The following is a 15,717-nucleotide window of genomic DNA, read 5'->3' as shown; positions in this document are numbered from 1 at the left end:
AGTCCAGCGCGCCCTGCGCGATGCCGAGCGCCTGCGCGGCGATGGTGACCCGGGTGTGGTCCAACGTCTTCATCGCGGTGGCGAAACCGGTGCCCGGCGCGCCGATGATGCGGTCGGCGGGGATGCGGACGTTGTCCAGGTAGACCTCGCGGGTCGGCGACCCCTTGATGCCCAGCTTCTTCTCCGGTGCACCGAAGCTGACCCCGGGGTCGGAGCGTTCCACCAGGAACGCGGAGATGCCCCGCGAGCGGGCGTCCGGGTCGGTCACCGCGAAGACCGTGTAGTACTCGCTCAGCCCGGCGTTGGTGATCCACCGCTTCACGCCGTTGAGGACCCAGGTGTCGCCGTCGCGCTCGGCGCGGGTGCGCATCCCGGCCGCGTCGCTACCGGCCTCCGGCTCGGACAGGCAGTACGAGAACATCGCCTCGCCCCGGGCGACCGGGGGCAGGTACCGCTGCTTGAGCTGGTCGTCGGCGGCGAGCAGCAGCGGCATGGTGCCGAGCTTGTTGCCGGCCGGAATCAGCGACGAGGTGGCACAGGCCCGGGCGACCTCCTCGATGACGATCGCGGTGGCCAGCGCGTCGGCACCGGCGCCGCCGTACTCGACGGGGATGTGCGGGGCGTGGAAGTCGGCCGCGCGCAGGGCGTCGTAGGAGGCCTGCGGGAACTCGGCGTTCTCGTCGGCGGCGGCGGCGTGCGGGGCGACCCGGTGGTCGCAGACCGCCCGGACGGCCTCGCGAACGGCCTCGTGCTCCTCGGGCAGTTGGTACGCGGAAAACGCCACGGAGAACCTCCTCGTCCTGAACCCTGGCGGGAGCATACCATCCGGTCGGTATGCTCTATCTCCCGTCGTCCCACGAATGGAGCCGCCCGATGCGTACCGCCTCCCGCACCATCGCGCCCACCCCGGCCGACCTGCTCGACCTCGTCGGCCGGGAGCTGGGTGCCAGTGAGCCGCAGGTGGTCACCCAGGACGAGGTCGACCGCTTCGCCGACGTGACGAAGGACCACCAGTGGATCCACGTCGACGTGGAGCGGGCCCGCTCCGGCCCGTTCGGCACGACGATCGTGCACGGGTTCCTCACCCTGGCCCTCGTCCCGCGTCTGCTCGCGGACATCCTGGAGGTCACGACGTTCTCGATGGGCGTCAACTACGGGCTGGACCGGGTCCGGTTCGTCAAGCCGCTGCCGCCGGGCGTGCCGATCCAGGGCACCGCGACGCTGCTCGCCGCCGAGCCGATCGCCGGGGTGCAGGGCGGCGTCCAGGCCAAGGCGTCGGTGGTGGTGGAGTTCGCCGAGGACTCCACCACCTGCTGCGTGGCGGAGATCCTCTTCCGCTACCTGCCGTGACGGTGGTGGCCGCCGGGCGTACCGGCGGTCACGTCCCCGGCGTCTCGGCGGGTCACTCTCCCGGCGTGCTCGACGGTGCGACGAACCGTCCCCGGTAGAACGACAGCGCCGGGACGCTCGTCGGCTTCAGGTGCACGTGGTCCACGTCGAGCAGGATGATCACGTGGTCGCCGCTGGTGATCGCCGTGTCGCGACGCCCGGCCAGGACCGCCGGCGTGCCCGGCAGCAGCGGTACCCCGTCCGGCCCGGGCACCCAGGACACGCCGTCGAGCTTGTCCGCCCCGGACAGCCCGGAGGTGGCGAACCGGCGGGCCACGTCCTCCTGGTCCTGGCTGAGGATGTGGATCGCGATCCGGGCCGAGTCCATCAGCACCGGGAAGCTCGACGAGGAGCTGGTGACACAGAACAGCACCTTGGGAGGCCGCAGCGAGACGGAGGTGAAGGAGTTCACGGTCAGTGCGGCGACGGTGCCGTCACCGGTCACCGCGGTCACCGCCGTGACGCCGGTGGGGAAGTGTCCGCACACCTGGCGGAACTCGGCGGAGTCGAACAGGGGCTCGGCCGTCATCGGGTCACCGCCGGGTCGGAGGAGGGATGGTGCGGGCGTAGTCCGCCTTCGAGCTGGATCAGGCAGAGGGTGTGTCCGCCGGGATCCTTCACCAGGTGCAGGCGTCCGTGCGGGCTGTCGACCGGGCCCACGGTGGGCGTGCCGCCCAGCCCGACGACCTGGCGCAGCGTCTCGTCCAGGGAGGCGACCGCGAAGTAGGTGATCCACTTCGACGGGATCAGGTTCGGCCAGTCGTTGTCGAGGGCGAGCACGCCGGCGACCGGCACGTCGTCGAGCATCAGCAGGCTGTACGGGCGGGCGGTGGGGGAGTCGCCGTGCCGTTGGGTGGTGTAGCCGAACAGCGACCGGTAGTAGGCCACCGCGCGGTCCGGCTCCCCGGTGTCCAGTTCGTTCCAGCAGAGCGCGCCGACCGAGTTCAGCATCTGCACACCGGCCCGGGACTCACCCTGATAGAGGCCGAACGCGGCGCCGAACGGGTCGATGACGGCGGCGCCGGTCCCGGCGGCGGGCAGGTAGCGCGGCGGGGTCACCAACTCGCCGCCGAGCTCGACCGCCTGCGCGGCGGACCGGTGGATGTCGTGGACCGCGAAGTAGGCGATCCAGCCCCGGGGTCGGCCGCCGTGCAGGGCGGTGGCGTCGGAGATGCCGGCCACGTCGCGGCCGTCCAGGCTGCACATCCGGTACGTGGTGGTGCCCAGCCGCTCGGTCCGCACGGTCCAGCCGAACAACGTGCGGTAGAACTCCTCGGCCTGCTCCGGGTGCGGGGTGCACAGCTCCACCCAGACGGCCTCGCCGGGCCGGAACGGTTGACTCATCCGGATGCCTCCCGGGTGCTCAGCCCCGCCACGATGGTGCCGGCGGAGATCTCGTAGGCCCGGTCTGGTCTGCCGGTCTCCAGGCTCGACTCGACGACCTGGACCACCGCGCGCACCGTCCGGGCCGGCACGGTGCGCAGCGCGTCGACGAGGGCGTCCACCGCACGGTCGACGTCGTCGTCGGGTACCACCTGCGCGACCAGGCCCCAGGTGAGCAGGTCCCGGGCGGTGGCCGTCGCGGCACCGGTCAGCAGGTGGTAGGCGTGCGGACGGGGCACGGACCGGGCGATGGTGTGGCCGACTCCGGCGGGGGCGAAGCCGAACCGGGCCTCCGGGAGGGAGAGTCGTACGCCCTCGCCGGCGACCGGCAGGTGGATCGCGCTGAGCAGGCCGGCACCGAATCCGACGACCTGCCCCCGGACGGCGGCGACCACGGGCACGGGGAGTCGCCGGACGCGGTGCAGGGCGGCGTCGCTGTCCCGCAGACCGTCCGCGACCGCCGCGACGGTCGCGTCGCGGAGTCGTCCGAACGCCGAGGTGTCCCAGCCGCCGCAGAAGTGCCGGCCGGCCATGTCGAGGTGGATGACGGCGCACGCCTCGTCGGCCGCCGCGGTCTCCAGGGTGTCCACGAGATCGCGGAGCGTCGTGTCGTCGAGACAGTTGCCCCGGGCGCTGTTGTCGAACCGCACCCGGGCGACGTGGCCGTCGCGTTCGTGGGTGAGTGTGGGAGTCACCCTCGGCATAATACGTACCGGTCGGTATGAAGGCAATGTCCGGGCCTGACCTGCCCATGTGACGTGATTGTCATGAACGAGATACCGGCTCGACCCGTTGACTTGATACCGGCTGGTCGGTACTTTGTGGCGAACGTCACCGCCGCGTCACGCGGGGGTACGACGGGTCCATCCCCTGTGAAGGACAGCCATGATGATCATGAAATCCTCGCACTCACGGCGCACAGTGGCGCTCGCTACGGCACTGACGCTCGCCGGCATCGGCCTGACCGCCTGCGGCGACTCCGACTCGTCGGACTCCGGCGCGTCGGACTCGACGCCCATCCGGGCGCTGCTCGCGGCCCAACCAGCCACCCTCGATCCCATCGTCGGCGCACGGTCCGGTCAGATCGTCTGGGCCACCATGCTCGAGACGCTGATCGGCACCGACGACAACCTCGGCCCGGCCGACACCAGCCTGCTCACCAGCTGGACCCGCACCGACGCGACCACCTGGACCTTCACCGTCCGGCCCGACGTCAGCTTCAGCAACGGCGAGAAGGCCGACGCGGCGGCGGTCGCGAACACCATCACCCTCACCCGGGACAGCGAGGCGTCACAGCTGAAGTCCTACTTCGGCAACGTCACCTCGATCGAGGCCCCGGACGCCAGCACGGTCGTGCTGAAGACCAAGGCCCCGCAGTACAACATCCCGGACCTGCTCACCACGGTCTACCTCGTGCCCCCGAAGTACTACGAGGAGAAGGGCTCGGACGGCTTCGCCGCCGCCCCGGTCGGCACCGGCCCGTACGTGTGGGCGGGCGCCAACGCCGGACGGGACATGTCGGTGACGCCCAACCCCGACTACTGGGGGACGGCACCGAGCAACCAGGGCATCACCTTCACCTGGGCCAACGAGGCCGCCCAGCGGCTCGCCCTGATCCAGAGCAAGAGCGTCGACATCGCCTTCGACCTCCCGCCGGCCCAGGCGTCCGCCGCCAAGGCGGCGAACGTCGAGGTGGTCAGCACCGAGACCGCCATGAAGATCATCGCCTTCCTGGACTCGACCAAGGCCCCGTTCGACAAGCCCGAGCTGCGTGAGGCGGCGGCGCTGGCCATCGACCGCGACGCGATCGTGCGCGGCATCTTCGACGGCCAGGCGGTCGCCGACGCTGGACTGCTCAACGTCCGGCCCGGCGAGCAGCCGGCGCAGAGCGTCACCCCGAACCTGGACCGGGCCAAGCAACTGGTCGGCTCCGGCGGCCCGACCGTGCAGATCACCTACCCGGCCGCGCAGTACACCAACATCGAGGAGGTCGCGCAGGCCGTGGGCGGCAGCCTGGAGCAGGCCGGCTTCAAGGTCAACTACGAACCGCTCGACTACGGCACGCTCGTCAAGCGCGTCATCGGCCGCCAGGTGCCCGGCATCGCGATCTTCGCCGGGGTGCCGAACGTGGCCGTGCCGGACTTCTTCGCCAGCGGCTTCATGAAGACCCAGTCGATCACCGGCAACTGCCCCGACCCGCGCTTCGACGAGATGGCCCAGGACGCGCTGGAGCAGGACGACGCCGACCAGGCCGCCCCGATCTACGAGCAGCTCAACACCATGGGCGTCGTGGAGAAGCACTGCTACGTGCCGCTGTACCGGCAGGTGTTCAACTACGCGACCGCACCCGGTGTCACCGGCGTCGAGTTCGGTCCCCTGAACACCGTGGACTTCACGAAGACGACCCGCTGACGATGTCCGATGCAGTGGAGACGGGGATGCCGGGCGACACCCGGCATCCCCGCACCCCGGAGGCGGACGTGCCCGTACTGGCGGTCGACGACCTCGTCGTCGAGCACCGCAACCGCAGCACGGGGGAGGTGTTCCGCGCGGTGGACCAGGTGTCGTTGCGCATCGCGGCCGGCCAGAGCGTCGCCGTCGTCGGCGAGTCCGGCTCCGGCAAGACGACGCTGGCGATGGCCGCGACCGGGCTCGGGCCACGCGGCTCGGGCGACATCCGGCTGCTCGGCCACTCGCTCGCCTCGATCGGACGCGGGCAACTGCGCCGGCTGCGCCCCGAGGTGCAGGTGGTCTTCCAGGACCCGCACGGCTCCCTCGACCCCCGCCAGTCCGTCCGCTCCGGGCTGCGGGAACTGCGTACCCTGCAACCTCGACGCACGTCCTGGATCACCGACGCCGACCTGCTCGGCCGGGTCCGGCTCGCGCCGGAGATCCTCGACCGGTTCCCGCACCAGCTCTCCGGCGGCCAGGCACAGCGGGTCTGCATCGCCCGCGCGCTGCTGATGCGTCCCCGGCTCATCGTCGCCGACGAACCGACCTCCGGGCTCGACGTCTCCGTCCAGGCCGACGTGCTGGCCCTGCTCCGGGAGATCCGGACGACCACCGGCGCCGCGCTGCTGATGATCAGCCACGACCTGGCCGTGGTCCGCGCCGTCTGCGACACCGTGCACGTCATGTTCCGTGGTCAGGTGGTCGAGGCGGGACCCTGCGAGACGGTCTTCGTGACACCGCGACACGACTACACGCGCGAACTGCTCGCCGCGATGCCCGGCGCGCGATGGAGGAATCGCCGATGAAGGCCAGCACCGTACGCCGGATCGGCGTCCGCCTCGCGTCGCTGTTCGCGTCGCTGCTCATCGCGCTCAGCCTGGCGTTCGCCCTCGGTCGGCTCTCCGGCGACCCGACCACGATGATCCTCGGGCCGATGGCGCCGCCCGAGCAACGCGAGGCGCTGCGCGCCGAACTCGGGCTCGACCAACCGCTCGTGGTGCAGTACCTCAACTACCTCAAGGGCGTCTTCACCGGCGACCTCGGGCAGTCGCTGCAGTTCTACCAGGCCAACACCGCCATGATCGCCGACCGGCTGCCGTACACCCTGCAACTGGTCGCCGCCGGCATGGCCCTCGCAATGCTCGTCGGCATCCCGCTGGGCGTGCTCGCGGCCACCCGGGAAGGCACCTGGTGGGACCGGGCCGCCTCCACGCTGGCCCTGCTCGGCCAGTCCGTGCCGGTCTTCTGGTTCGGCATGATGCTGGTGGTGCTCTTCGCGGTGAACCTCGGCTGGCTACCCGCCGGGCAGTCCGGCAGCCTCCGGCACCTGGTGCTGCCCGCCCTCACCATGTCGGTCTACCCGATGGCGCACATCGCCCGCCTGACCCGGGCCTCGATGAGCGAGGCGCTGGCCGAGCCGTACGTCGACGCGGCGCGGGCCCGGGGCATCGCCGGGCACCGGGTGGTCTGGCGGCACGCGTTCAAGAACGCCATGATGCCGATCCTGACCATCGTCGTCCTGCAGACCGGCATCCTGCTCTCCGGCGCGGTTGCCGTCGAGTACGTCTACTCCTGGCCCGGCCTCGGGCAACTCGCGTTGCAGGCCATCCAGTTCCGTGATTTCCCGCTGGTGCAGGCGATCGTGGTGTTCGGCGCACTGGTCTTCGTCCTGCTCAACCTGCTCGTCGACGTCCTCCACTCGATCGTCGACCCGAGGGTGAGGTGAGTGCCGTGAGCCAACTCGAACTCGACCCGGTCACCGCGCCGGTGCCGCCGGCACGCACCGCCCGGCGTGCGCGTACCTCGGTGTTCTGGCTGTCCCTGCCGCTGGCCGTGGTCGCCGTCCTGGTGTTCGTCCTGCCGTTGACCGGGCTGCTGCCCGAGCGCGGGCAGAACCTGGACGCGACCCGGCAACCGCCCGGCTTCCTCGGCGGCGGAAGCTGGGCACATCCGCTCGGCACCGACAAGCTCGGCCAGGACCTGCTGACCCAGTTCGTCAACGCCGGCCAGCTCACGATCATGATCGGCCTGGTCGGCGCGCTGGTCGCCATCGGCCCCGGCACGCTGCTGGGCGTGCTGGCCGGCTACTTCCGGGGCTGGGTCGACCGGGTCATCTCGATCCTCATCGACGCCCAGCTCGCCCTGCCGTTCATCCTGGTCGCCCTCGCGATCATCTCGAACCGGGGCAGCTCACTGCCGGTGCTGTTCCTGGTGCTGGCGCTCACCGGCTGGGCGGTCTGCGCCCGGGTCACCCGCTCGGCCACCCTGGCCGTACGGGAACGCCAGTTCGTGATCGGGCTGCGCGCCGCCGGCGCCTCGGAGGCCCGAATCGTCTTCCGGCACGTCCTGCCCAACCTCGCCGGGACCGTCGTCGCGCTCGCCACGCTCCAGGTCGGCACCGCGATCCTGATCGAGAGCGCGTTGAGCTTCCTCGGCCTGGGGGTCGGACCCGCGCGGGCGAGCTGGGGCTCGATGCTCGCCTCCGGTCAGGACGAGCTGAGCCAGGCCTGGTGGCTCGCGTTCTTCCCCGGCCTCGCCATCACGCTGCTGGTGCTGCTGGTCAACCTGCTCGGCGACGCGCTGCTCACCCACCACGACCCACGGAAGAGGCGCCGATGACCGACCTGCTGACCATCAGCGGTCTCTCCGTCACCGCCCGGCTCGCCACCGACGACCTGCGGCTGCTCGACGCCGTCGACCTCGAGGTCCGGGGCGGCCAGATCGTCGGGGTGGTCGGTGAGTCCGGCAGCGGCAAGACCACCCTGGCCCGCTGCGTCGTCGGGCTGCTGGAACGCAACGTCCGGGTGGAGCAGGGCTCCGTCACGCTCGCCGGTGACGTGGTGGTGGCCCCCGGGGTGGACCGCACCGGACGGGTCCGGGGCAGCGCCGTGGGCATGGTGTTCCAGGACGCGTCGCGCTCGCTGAACCCGCTGATGAAGGTCCGCGTCCACCTCGCCGAGGTGCTGCGACGACACGTCCCCGGCATCACCCGGGCCGAGATCGACCGCCGTTCGGTGCAGGTGCTGGAACAGATGCGCATCACCGATCCCACCCGGGTGCTGGACAGCTATCCCCACCAGCTCTCCGGCGGGCTGAAGCAGCGGGTCGCCATCGGCCTCGCCGTCGTCACCCGCCCCTCGCTGGTGATCGCCGACGAGTGCACCACCGCCCTCGACGTCACCACCCAGACCAAGGTCGTCGAGCTGTTCCGCACCCTGGTCGACGAACTCGGCATCGGCCTGCTGTTCGTCACCCACGACCTGATGCTCGCCAGTGACCTGTGCGACCGCATCGCGGTGATGAGCGGGGGACGGGTCGTCGAGGAGGGAGACGCCGAACGCGTACTGGACCGGCCGGAGCAGGACTACACACGGCGACTGCTCGCCGCCATCCCCTCGTGGAGCTGAAGGAGAACCCGGCACCCATGCACGAGCAGCACGGCATCGACGCGTACGCGGCATACGTTCCGGCGTACGCGCTCGACGACAACAGGATCGACGCGACCGGGCCGCCCCGCACCGGCGGGCCGGTACGCGGCGTCGCCGCCTTCGACGAGGACAGCATCACCATGGCCGTCGAGGCGCTGCGGCACATCGCCACCGGCGCCCCGACCGACCGGCACCTGCTGCTGGCCACCACGAGCGCCCCCTACCAGGGGAAGACCTCCGCCACGGTGGTGCACGAGGCCGTCGGCCTGGACCCTGGGATCAGCGCGGTCGACCTGCACGGCCACCGGTCCGGCGCGGTCGCGCTCGACACGGTCCTGCGGACCGGCGCGGTGGCCGCCCTGGCCGACGTACGGACCACCCGCCCGGGTGCGCCCGACGAACTGGCCCAGGGCGACGCCGCCACCGCGTACGTGGGCGGCGGCACCCGCGCCGCCGTCCTGCTCGCCCGCGCCGGCCGCACCACCGAACTGCTGGAACGGTGGCGGCTGCCGGGGGAGCGTCACGACCGGGTCTGGGACGAGCGGTTCACCGCGGAAGTCCTGGCCGAGGCGGGACTCGACGTGGCCCGACGGGCCCTGGCCGAGGCGGGCCGCGACGGCGTCGACCACGTGGTCGTGTCGTCGTCCAACCCCCGGTGCGCGGCGGTGCTGCGACGTGCGCTCGGCGGCGCGGGGCAGGACGCGGCGGTCGAGCGGCTCACCGGCTTCACCGGCGCCGCCCACCCGGGTCTGCTGCTCGCCGCGACGCTGGACGAGGCGGAACCCGGCCAGCACATCCTGCTGCTGTCGGTCACCGAGGGCGCCGACGCGTTCGTCCTGCGGGTGGGCGACCAGGTCCGCGCGGCGCGCGGCGGACCGTCCGTCCGCGCCCAGCTCGACGCGCGGCACCGCCTCGGCTACGGCCGCTACCTGCGCTGGCGGGGACTGCTGGACGTGCAGGGCCCGGCCCGGCCGGCGGCACCGGCACCGGCGGCCCCGCCGATGCACCGCCGCGCCGGCTGGAAGTACCGGCTGGAGGGCAGCCGCTGCACCGCCTGCGACACGGTCACCACGCCGCCCAGCCGCGTCTGCGCCCGCTGCGGCGTCGTCGCCGCCTCGGCGGAGCCCACCACCACGGTCTCCCTGCGCGACCGCACCGCCCAGGTCGTCTCGTCGACCCGGGACCACCTGACGACCATGCCGGAACCGGAGGTGGCGATCGTCGTCGCCGACGTGGCCGGCGGTGGTCGGCTCAGCGCGTACGCGACCGACGTCGACCCTGCCGACGTGGCCGTCGGGATGTCGATGACGCCCACCTTCCGGCGACTGTGGACCACCGACGCGATCCACAACTACTTCTGGAAACTCCGCCCGAGGAAGGACACCCTCGATGGCCAGTAGGCGATTGGCCCACGATGTCGCGATCGTCGCGATGGGCTGCACCCCGTTCCGGGACCACTGGCACTCCTCCGCCGACGACCTGCTGGTCGACGCGGTCCGCGAGTGCGTGGCGTCCCAACCCCGCCTGACCCTCGACGACGTCGACGCGTTCTGGGTCGGTACCCAGGGCTCGGGCATGTCCGGGCAGACGCTGGCCCGCCCGTTGCGGCTGGTCGGTAAGCCCGTCACGCGGGTGGAGAACTACTGCGCCACCGGCTCGGAGGCGTTGCGCAACGCCGCGTTCGCGGTGGCCTCCGGCGCGTACGACATGGTGATGGCGACCGGCGTGGAGAAGCTGAAGGACTCGTCGTACTCCGGCCTGTCGGCGGTCTTCCCACCGGCCGACGGCACCGACGTCGACTGGACCGCGCCGGCCGGGTTCTCCCTGCTCGCGCCCGCCTATCAGCGCGCGTACGGGGTCGACGCCCGGGACATGCGCAGCGCGCTGACGAAGGTCGCGACGAAGAACCACGCCAACGGCGCGTTGAACGAGCGCGCCCAGTTCCGCAAGGCGGTCTCCGCCGAGGCCGTGGAGCGTTCGCCCCGGATCGCCGGGGACCTCGGCGTGCTGGACTGCTCCGGCGTCTCCGACGGCGCGGCGGCGGCGGTCCTGGTCCGTGCCGAGGACGCCTACCGGTACACCGACAAGCCGATCTTCCTGCGCGGGATGGGCTTCGTCGCTGGCTCCGGTGCCGGGCTGGCCGCCGACGGCTACGACTTCACCACCTTCCCCGAGGTGGTCGAGGCGGCGCGGCAGGCGTACGAGCAGGCGGGGATCACCGACCCGGCCACCGAGATCTCGCTGGCCGAGGTGCACGACTGTTTCACCCCCACGGAGGTGGTGTTGATGGAGGACCTGGGATTCTCGGCGCGCGGCAAGGGCTGGCGGGACATCCTCGACGGCCGGTACGACCTTGGTGGCGCGCTGCCGGTCAACACCGACGGCGGGCTGAAGTCGTTCGGCCACCCGATCGGCGCCACCGGGCTGCGGATGGTCTTCGAGTGCTTCACCCAACTACGCGGTGAGGCCGGTGCGCGGCAGGTGCCCGACGCCCGGGTGGCCCTCGCCCAGAACCTCGGCGGCCAGCCGGGTTCCTGCGTGGCGTTCGTCGCGGTCCTGGGGAGCGAGCGATGAGCCGGGTCAGCCTGGACGGCCGGGTCGTCATCGTCACCGGCGCGGGCAACGGCATCGGTCGGGCGCACGCCCACACCCTCGCCGCACGCGGTGCCCGGGTGGTCGTCAACGACCTCGGCGGCGCGGTCGACGGCTCCGGCTCCTCCGGCGCCGCGCAGACGGTCGTCGACGAGATCCATGCGGCCGGTGGCACCGCCGTCGCGTCCACCGACTCGGTGGCCACCGCGGCCGGCGGCGCCGACCTGGTCGGCCGCGCCATCGACGCGTACGGGCGGGTGGACGCCGTCATCCACAACGCCGGCATCCTGCGCGACCGCACCCTGGCCAAGATGGCCGAGGAGGACGTCAGCGCCGTCCTGGACGTGCACCTGGCCGGCGCGTTCCACGTGCTGCGGTCCGCCTGGCCGCACCTGATCGGGCAGGGTTACGGCCGGATCGTGCTGACCAGTTCGTCGTCCGGGCTGTTCGGCAACTTCGGGCAGGCCAACTACGGCGCGGCCAAGGCCGGCCTGATCGGCCTGATGAACGTGCTCGCGTTGGAGGGCGCCCGCCGGGGCGTCCTGGTCAACGCGATCGCCCCCACCGCCGCGACCCGGATGACCGAGAACCTCCTCGGTGACCTGACCGACCGGTTCGACCCGCAGCACGTCGCGTCGGTGGCCACCTTCCTCGCCTCCGAACAGTGCCAGCTCAACCGGCACATCCTCACCGTCGGCGGCGGCCGGGTCGGGCGGATCTTCCTGGGCGTCACGCCCGGCTGGTACGGCGGCGTCGCCCCGGCCTCGCCCGACGACATCCTCGACTCGATCGACGACATCTGCCGGCTGGACGACTTCATCGTGCCGGACAGTGGCGCCGATGAGGTTGCCCTGATCCAGCAGGCCCTGTCCGGCCCGTCGGACCGTACGGAAGGCGAGTGACATGCCGGTCAGCGAAGTGCACCACGTGGCGGTGACCGTCTCCGACGTCGACCGGGCCGCCGACTTCTACGAGAAGGCGCTCGGTTACCGCCGGACGCTGCGTACCGATGTCGGCGGGCCGGGCATCGAGGTGTCGCTCGGGCTGCCCGCTGGCACCACCGGCCGGGTGCAGTACCTCCAGGGGCCGAGCCAGATCGGTCAGCTCGAACTCATCGAGTGGAACGGCACCCCGACCCGGACCGCCATCGGCGGGCACCTGGAACTGGGCCCCTTCCTGCTCAGCTTCGCGGTGCCGGTGGACGAGATGGACGACCTGCACGCCCGGCTCGTGTCGCTCGGCGCCGAGTGCCTGACCTCGCCGAACCGGGTGCTTCTGGAGAACTACGGGTACATCACCGCGTTCGCGGCCCGCGACCTCGACGGCAACCTGTTGGAGTTCGTGTCGCTGCCGTCGCGGGAGGAGATCCTCGCCCGGCGGCGGGAGGCGGACGGCTGATGGCCGGCAGCAACTTCTCGCTGACGCTGCGCCGGCAGGCCCTGCGCCGCGCCGACCGGGAGGCCCTGGTCGACGGTGCGGCCCGCTGGACGTACGCCGAACTGGACGCCGACGTCGACCGGCACGCGGCGGCGTTACTCGCGGCCGGGCTGCGCCCCGGTGAACTGGTCGGCGTGCTGGGGCGCAACACCGCCACGTACGTCCTCGAACTGCTCGCCCTGAGCCGGATCGGCGCGATCTCGGTCCCGTTGAACTGGCGGCTGCACCCGAACGAGCAGGCGTACGTCATTGACCAGGCCGGCATCACCGCGTTGCTCTACGACGACGACTTCGCCGACGACGCGGGCCGGCTGCTGGCCGGTACCGGCCTGCGGACCGCCGTGGCCAACGGCGAACGGGTGGTCGGCGACGCCCGGCGGCTGGCCGCGCTGCTGGCCGGGCAACCGGCGGGCGTCCGGGTCCCGGACGCGGCCAAGGAGCCCGGCGACGTGCACCGCCTGCTCTACACCTCGGGCACCACGGCCCGCCCCAAGGGGGTGATCCACACCTACGGCAACCTGACCGCCAACCACCTCGCCCAACTGCTCGAACTGGAACTCACCCCGCAGGACCGGATCCTGGTCTCCGCGCCGCTGTTCCACGTCAGCGGTCTGGAGGCACCCGGCCTGGCCACCTTCGTGGCGGGCGCGACGATGGTGTTGACGCCGACGTTCAAGGCGGCCGACATCGCCCGCGTCGCCGCCGAGGAACACGTCACCGGCATGGTCCTCGCCGCCCAGATCCTCTTCGGCATGCTCGACCTGGCCGAGCCGCCGGACCTGCGGTCGCTGCGCTACCTGCTGTTCGCCGGGGTCGCGCCGCGCGTGCGGCAGGAGGTGAAACGGCGGCTGCCGCACGTACGCCTGGTCGACACGTTCGGCATGACCGAGCTGTGCAACGGTGCCTGCTACCTCGACGCCGCCCACGAGCAGAGCAAGCTCGGCGCGCTCGGCGCACCGTTCCCGGGCGTCCGGATCGAGATCGTCGACGAGCGGTTCCAGCCGGTGCCCCCGGGGGTGGAGGGGGAGATCGTGGTCCGGGGCGAGAAGGTCTCGCCCGGCTACTGGAACGACGACGAGGCCAACCGGCGGACCCGCCGCGACGGCTGGTTCCTCACCGGCGACGTGGGCCGGATCGACGCCGACGGCTACCTGTGGTTCGTCGACCGGCGCGCCGACCTGATCAAGTCCGGTGGGGAGAACATCGCCAGCGCCGAGATCGAGCGGGTCCTGGCGCAGCATCCGGACGTCGCCGAGGTCGCCGTCATCGGCGTACCGGACCCGACGTGGGACGAGGTGCCGAAGGCGTTCGTCATCCTGCGCGACGGCGCCACCGTCTCCGGTGAGGACCTGCGCGAGCACTGCCGGGCCGAGCTGGCCCGGTACAAGGTCCCGAAGTACGTGCAGGTGGTCACCGCGCTGCCGCGCAACGACTCCGGCAAGGTGCTCAAGAAGGGGCTGCGCGAGATCGAGGCGGCCCGGTGAGCACCGCCAACCTGGCCGCCATGCTGGGCCGCAACGCACGGCGCTTCGGCGACGACGACGCGCTGGTCTTCGAGGGACGACGGTGGACCCACCGGCAGCTCGACCAGGACGTCAACGCCCTCGCGGCCGGTCTCGCCGCCGAGGGGCTGGGCCGGGACGACCGGATCGCGATCGTGGCGAATAACGTGCCCGAGTTCCTCATCCTGTCGTTGGCGGCGGCCAAGCTCGGCGCGGTCTTCGTGCCGCTGAACTACCGGCTGACCCCCGGCGAGATCGAACGGCTGCTCGGGCACGCCGACGTGTGCGCGGTCGCGACCGTCCCCGAGTTCGCCGGGCTGACCGACCTGGCCACCGCCCGCCTGCCACAGGTACGCCGGTTCGCGCTGGAACCGATCGGCGACGGCTGGAGCGACCTGCGGGCGTTGATCGAGGCCCACCGTGGCACCCGGGTGCCCGACGCCGACCTCGATCCGGACGCGCTGCAACGGATCGTCTACACCTCCGGCACCACCAGCCTGCCCAAGGGCGTGCTGCTCACCCACGGCAACGTGAACATGAACATGCACGCTCAGATCGTCGAACTCGGGCTGGGGCCGGGCGACCGGGTACTCAACTTCGCGCCGCTCTATCACGTCGGCGGCACCGACCTGCCCGGGTACGGCATCTGGCACGTCGGCGGCTGCATGGTGCTCCAGCGACGCTTCGCCCCGGCGGCCGTGCGGGAGGCGATCGACACGGAACGGATCACCGGGATGGTGATGGCCGCGACGATGCTCGACATGCTCCGGCGCGAGAGCGAGAACACGGTGGACGCCGACCTGTCCTCGGTGCGCTGGGTGATCTACTCCCAGGTGAGCGCGGCCCTGTACACGGTGGCGCGCACCCTGTTCCCGAACGCGCGGCTGATCGAGGGCTACGGGCTCACCGAGACGTGCAGCGGGTTGACCTACCTGGACGCCGCCCACGCGCAGAGCAAGCAGGGCTCGGTCGGCATCCCCGCGCCGTGGGTCCAGGTGCGGGTGGTCGACGCGAACGGCGACGACGTGCCGGTGGGGGAGAACGGCGAGGTGATCGCGCGCGGGCCGAAGGTGAGCCCCGGCTATCTCGACGACCCGGAGGCGACCCGTGCCGCCTTCCGCGACGGCTGGTTCCACACCGGTGACGTGGGCTGTTTCGACGCCGACGGCTACCTCTACATCCGGGACCGCCTCAAGGACATGATCCGCAGCGGCGGGGAGAACATGTCCAGCGCCGAGATCGAGAACGTCCTGGCCGGTCATCCGCTGGTGCTGGCCGTCTCGGTGGTGGCGGCACCGCACCCGGTGTGGGTGGAGGTGCCGGTGGCGTTCGTGGTGGGCCGCCCGGGGCTGGACGCCGAGGAGCTGATCGCGTACGCCCGGGAGCGGCTCGGCGGGTTCAAGGTGCCCAAGGAGGTCTACCTGGTGACCGAGCTGCCCACCAACCCGTCCGGCAAGGTGCTCAAGCGCAGCCTGCGGGAGCTGCGGCCGACGTTGCGGCCGGACTGGACGTACGGCGACCAGCGGCCTGGCTGA

16 protein-coding genes are annotated in these 15,717 nt (G+C 71.8%); 12 read left to right on the top strand and 4 right to left on the bottom strand.

Going from position 1 to position 15,717, the window contains the following annotated elements; all coding sequences use genetic code 11:
- Window positions 1-784: acyl-CoA dehydrogenase family protein (locus ACZ31C_RS19750; RefSeq protein WP_465796538.1), on the bottom strand; the 784-nt coding region annotated here is incomplete at its 3' end.
- Between the two features lie 89 nt (window positions 785-873).
- On the opposite strand from ACZ31C_RS19750, the gene ACZ31C_RS19745 reads away from it, so the two are divergent.
- Entirely contained in the window at window positions 874-1,350 is a 477-nt protein-coding gene (locus ACZ31C_RS19745) for a MaoC family dehydratase (RefSeq protein ID WP_449954342.1), read from the top strand.
- Window positions 1,351-1,402: 52 nt separating this feature from the next.
- Here the strand turns inward: ACZ31C_RS19745 and ACZ31C_RS19740 are convergent, their stop codons facing one another.
- From ACZ31C_RS19740 to ACZ31C_RS19730, 3 genes are read right to left on the bottom strand one after another with little or no spacing between them, the layout of a single operon-like run.
- Window positions 1,403-1,918 (bottom strand): flavin reductase family protein, encoded by a 516-nt coding sequence (locus ACZ31C_RS19740; RefSeq protein WP_465796537.1) that lies wholly within the window; start codon window positions 1,916-1,918, stop codon window positions 1,403-1,405.
- The gene (locus ACZ31C_RS19735; RefSeq protein ID WP_465796536.1) at window positions 1,915-2,733 is read right to left on the bottom strand and encodes a VOC family protein; all 819 of its coding nucleotides are present in this window, start codon (window positions 2,731-2,733) and stop codon (window positions 1,915-1,917) included. The genes ACZ31C_RS19740 and ACZ31C_RS19735 overlap by 4 nt, the downstream gene beginning before the upstream one ends.
- Window positions 2,730-3,467, bottom strand: a complete 738-nt coding sequence (locus tag ACZ31C_RS19730) for an enoyl-CoA hydratase/isomerase family protein (protein ID WP_465796535.1) — start codon at window positions 3,465-3,467, stop codon at window positions 2,730-2,732. Before ACZ31C_RS19730 ends, ACZ31C_RS19735 begins: the two co-directional genes overlap by 4 nt.
- Window positions 3,468-3,660: 193 nt before the next feature.
- On the opposite strand from ACZ31C_RS19730, the gene ACZ31C_RS19725 reads away from it, so the two are divergent.
- Genes ACZ31C_RS19725 through ACZ31C_RS19675 form a run of 11 tightly spaced genes read left to right on the top strand, consistent with a single transcriptional unit; the run spans window position 3,661 to window position 15,717 of the window.
- Window positions 3,661-5,184 carry an ABC transporter substrate-binding protein gene (locus tag ACZ31C_RS19725; protein ID WP_465796534.1) on the top strand — a complete coding sequence of 508 codons (1,524 nt, stop codon included), beginning with the start codon at window positions 3,661-3,663 and terminating at the stop codon, window positions 5,182-5,184.
- Window positions 5,185-5,186: 2 nt separating this feature from the next.
- Complete coding sequence (locus tag ACZ31C_RS19720) at window positions 5,187-6,029, top strand: ABC transporter ATP-binding protein (RefSeq protein ID WP_465796533.1); 843 nt, start codon at window positions 5,187-5,189, stop codon at window positions 6,027-6,029.
- The gene (locus ACZ31C_RS19715) at window positions 6,026-6,949 is read left to right on the top strand and encodes an ABC transporter permease (protein WP_396748173.1); all 924 of its coding nucleotides are present in this window, start codon (window positions 6,026-6,028) and stop codon (window positions 6,947-6,949) included. Before ACZ31C_RS19720 ends, ACZ31C_RS19715 begins: the two co-directional genes overlap by 4 nt.
- Before the next feature lie 5 nt (window positions 6,950-6,954).
- Window positions 6,955-7,842 carry an ABC transporter permease gene (locus ACZ31C_RS19710; RefSeq protein WP_465796532.1) on the top strand — a complete coding sequence of 296 codons (888 nt, stop codon included), beginning with the start codon at window positions 6,955-6,957 and terminating at the stop codon, window positions 7,840-7,842.
- Complete coding sequence (locus ACZ31C_RS19705; protein WP_465796531.1) at window positions 7,839-8,630, top strand: ABC transporter ATP-binding protein; 792 nt, start codon at window positions 7,839-7,841, stop codon at window positions 8,628-8,630. Before ACZ31C_RS19710 ends, ACZ31C_RS19705 begins: the two co-directional genes overlap by 4 nt.
- Window positions 8,621-10,051: a zinc ribbon domain-containing protein gene (locus ACZ31C_RS19700; protein ID WP_465796530.1), complete on the top strand. Its 1,431-nt coding sequence runs from the start codon at window positions 8,621-8,623 to the stop codon at window positions 10,049-10,051. Before ACZ31C_RS19705 ends, ACZ31C_RS19700 begins: the two co-directional genes overlap by 10 nt.
- On the top strand, window positions 10,041-11,225 hold the full coding sequence (locus ACZ31C_RS19695) for an acetyl-CoA acetyltransferase (RefSeq protein ID WP_465796529.1): 1,185 nt from the start codon (window positions 10,041-10,043) through the stop codon (window positions 11,223-11,225). The genes ACZ31C_RS19700 and ACZ31C_RS19695 overlap by 11 nt, the downstream gene beginning before the upstream one ends.
- Entirely contained in the window at window positions 11,222-12,145 is a 924-nt protein-coding gene (locus ACZ31C_RS19690) for an SDR family NAD(P)-dependent oxidoreductase (RefSeq protein WP_465796528.1), read from the top strand. Before ACZ31C_RS19695 ends, ACZ31C_RS19690 begins: the two co-directional genes overlap by 4 nt.
- A 1-nt stretch (window position 12,146) precedes the next feature.
- Entirely contained in the window at window positions 12,147-12,641 is a 495-nt protein-coding gene (locus ACZ31C_RS19685) for a VOC family protein (RefSeq protein ID WP_465796527.1), read from the top strand.
- A complete protein-coding gene (locus tag ACZ31C_RS19680) occupies window positions 12,641-14,164 on the top strand; it encodes a class I adenylate-forming enzyme family protein (RefSeq protein WP_465796526.1) in 1,524 nt (507 codons plus the stop codon). The genes ACZ31C_RS19685 and ACZ31C_RS19680 overlap by 1 nt, the downstream gene beginning before the upstream one ends.
- Complete coding sequence (locus tag ACZ31C_RS19675) at window positions 14,161-15,717, top strand: class I adenylate-forming enzyme family protein (protein ID WP_465796525.1); 1,557 nt, start codon at window positions 14,161-14,163, stop codon at window positions 15,715-15,717. The genes ACZ31C_RS19680 and ACZ31C_RS19675 overlap by 4 nt, the downstream gene beginning before the upstream one ends.

The organism is Micromonospora sp. NPDC023869, from assembly GCF_055559695.1.
Note: the sequence above shows the minus strand (reverse complement) of the source record. Positions and strands in the feature narration are given on the sequence as shown.

Coding starts and splice junctions, on each gene's coding strand:
- ACZ31C_RS19745 (WP_449954342.1), top strand. CDS start 874: ATGCGTACCGCCTCCCGCACCATCGCGCCCACCCCGGCCGACCTGCTC.
- ACZ31C_RS19740 (WP_465796537.1), bottom strand. CDS start 1,918: ATGACGGCCGAGCCCCTGTTCGACTCCGCCGAGTTCCGCCAGGTGTGC.
- ACZ31C_RS19735 (WP_465796536.1), bottom strand. CDS start 2,733: ATGAGTCAACCGTTCCGGCCCGGCGAGGCCGTCTGGGTGGAGCTGTGC.
- ACZ31C_RS19725 (WP_465796534.1), top strand. CDS start 3,661: ATGATCATGAAATCCTCGCACTCACGGCGCACAGTGGCGCTCGCTACG.
- ACZ31C_RS19720 (WP_465796533.1), top strand. CDS start 5,187: ATGTCCGATGCAGTGGAGACGGGGATGCCGGGCGACACCCGGCATCCC.
- ACZ31C_RS19715 (WP_396748173.1), top strand. CDS start 6,026: ATGAAGGCCAGCACCGTACGCCGGATCGGCGTCCGCCTCGCGTCGCTG.
- ACZ31C_RS19705 (WP_465796531.1), top strand. CDS start 7,839: ATGACCGACCTGCTGACCATCAGCGGTCTCTCCGTCACCGCCCGGCTC.
- ACZ31C_RS19695 (WP_465796529.1), top strand. CDS start 10,041: ATGGCCAGTAGGCGATTGGCCCACGATGTCGCGATCGTCGCGATGGGC.
- ACZ31C_RS19690 (WP_465796528.1), top strand. CDS start 11,222: ATGAGCCGGGTCAGCCTGGACGGCCGGGTCGTCATCGTCACCGGCGCG.
- ACZ31C_RS19685 (WP_465796527.1), top strand. CDS start 12,147: ATGCCGGTCAGCGAAGTGCACCACGTGGCGGTGACCGTCTCCGACGTC.
- ACZ31C_RS19680 (WP_465796526.1), top strand. CDS start 12,641: ATGGCCGGCAGCAACTTCTCGCTGACGCTGCGCCGGCAGGCCCTGCGC.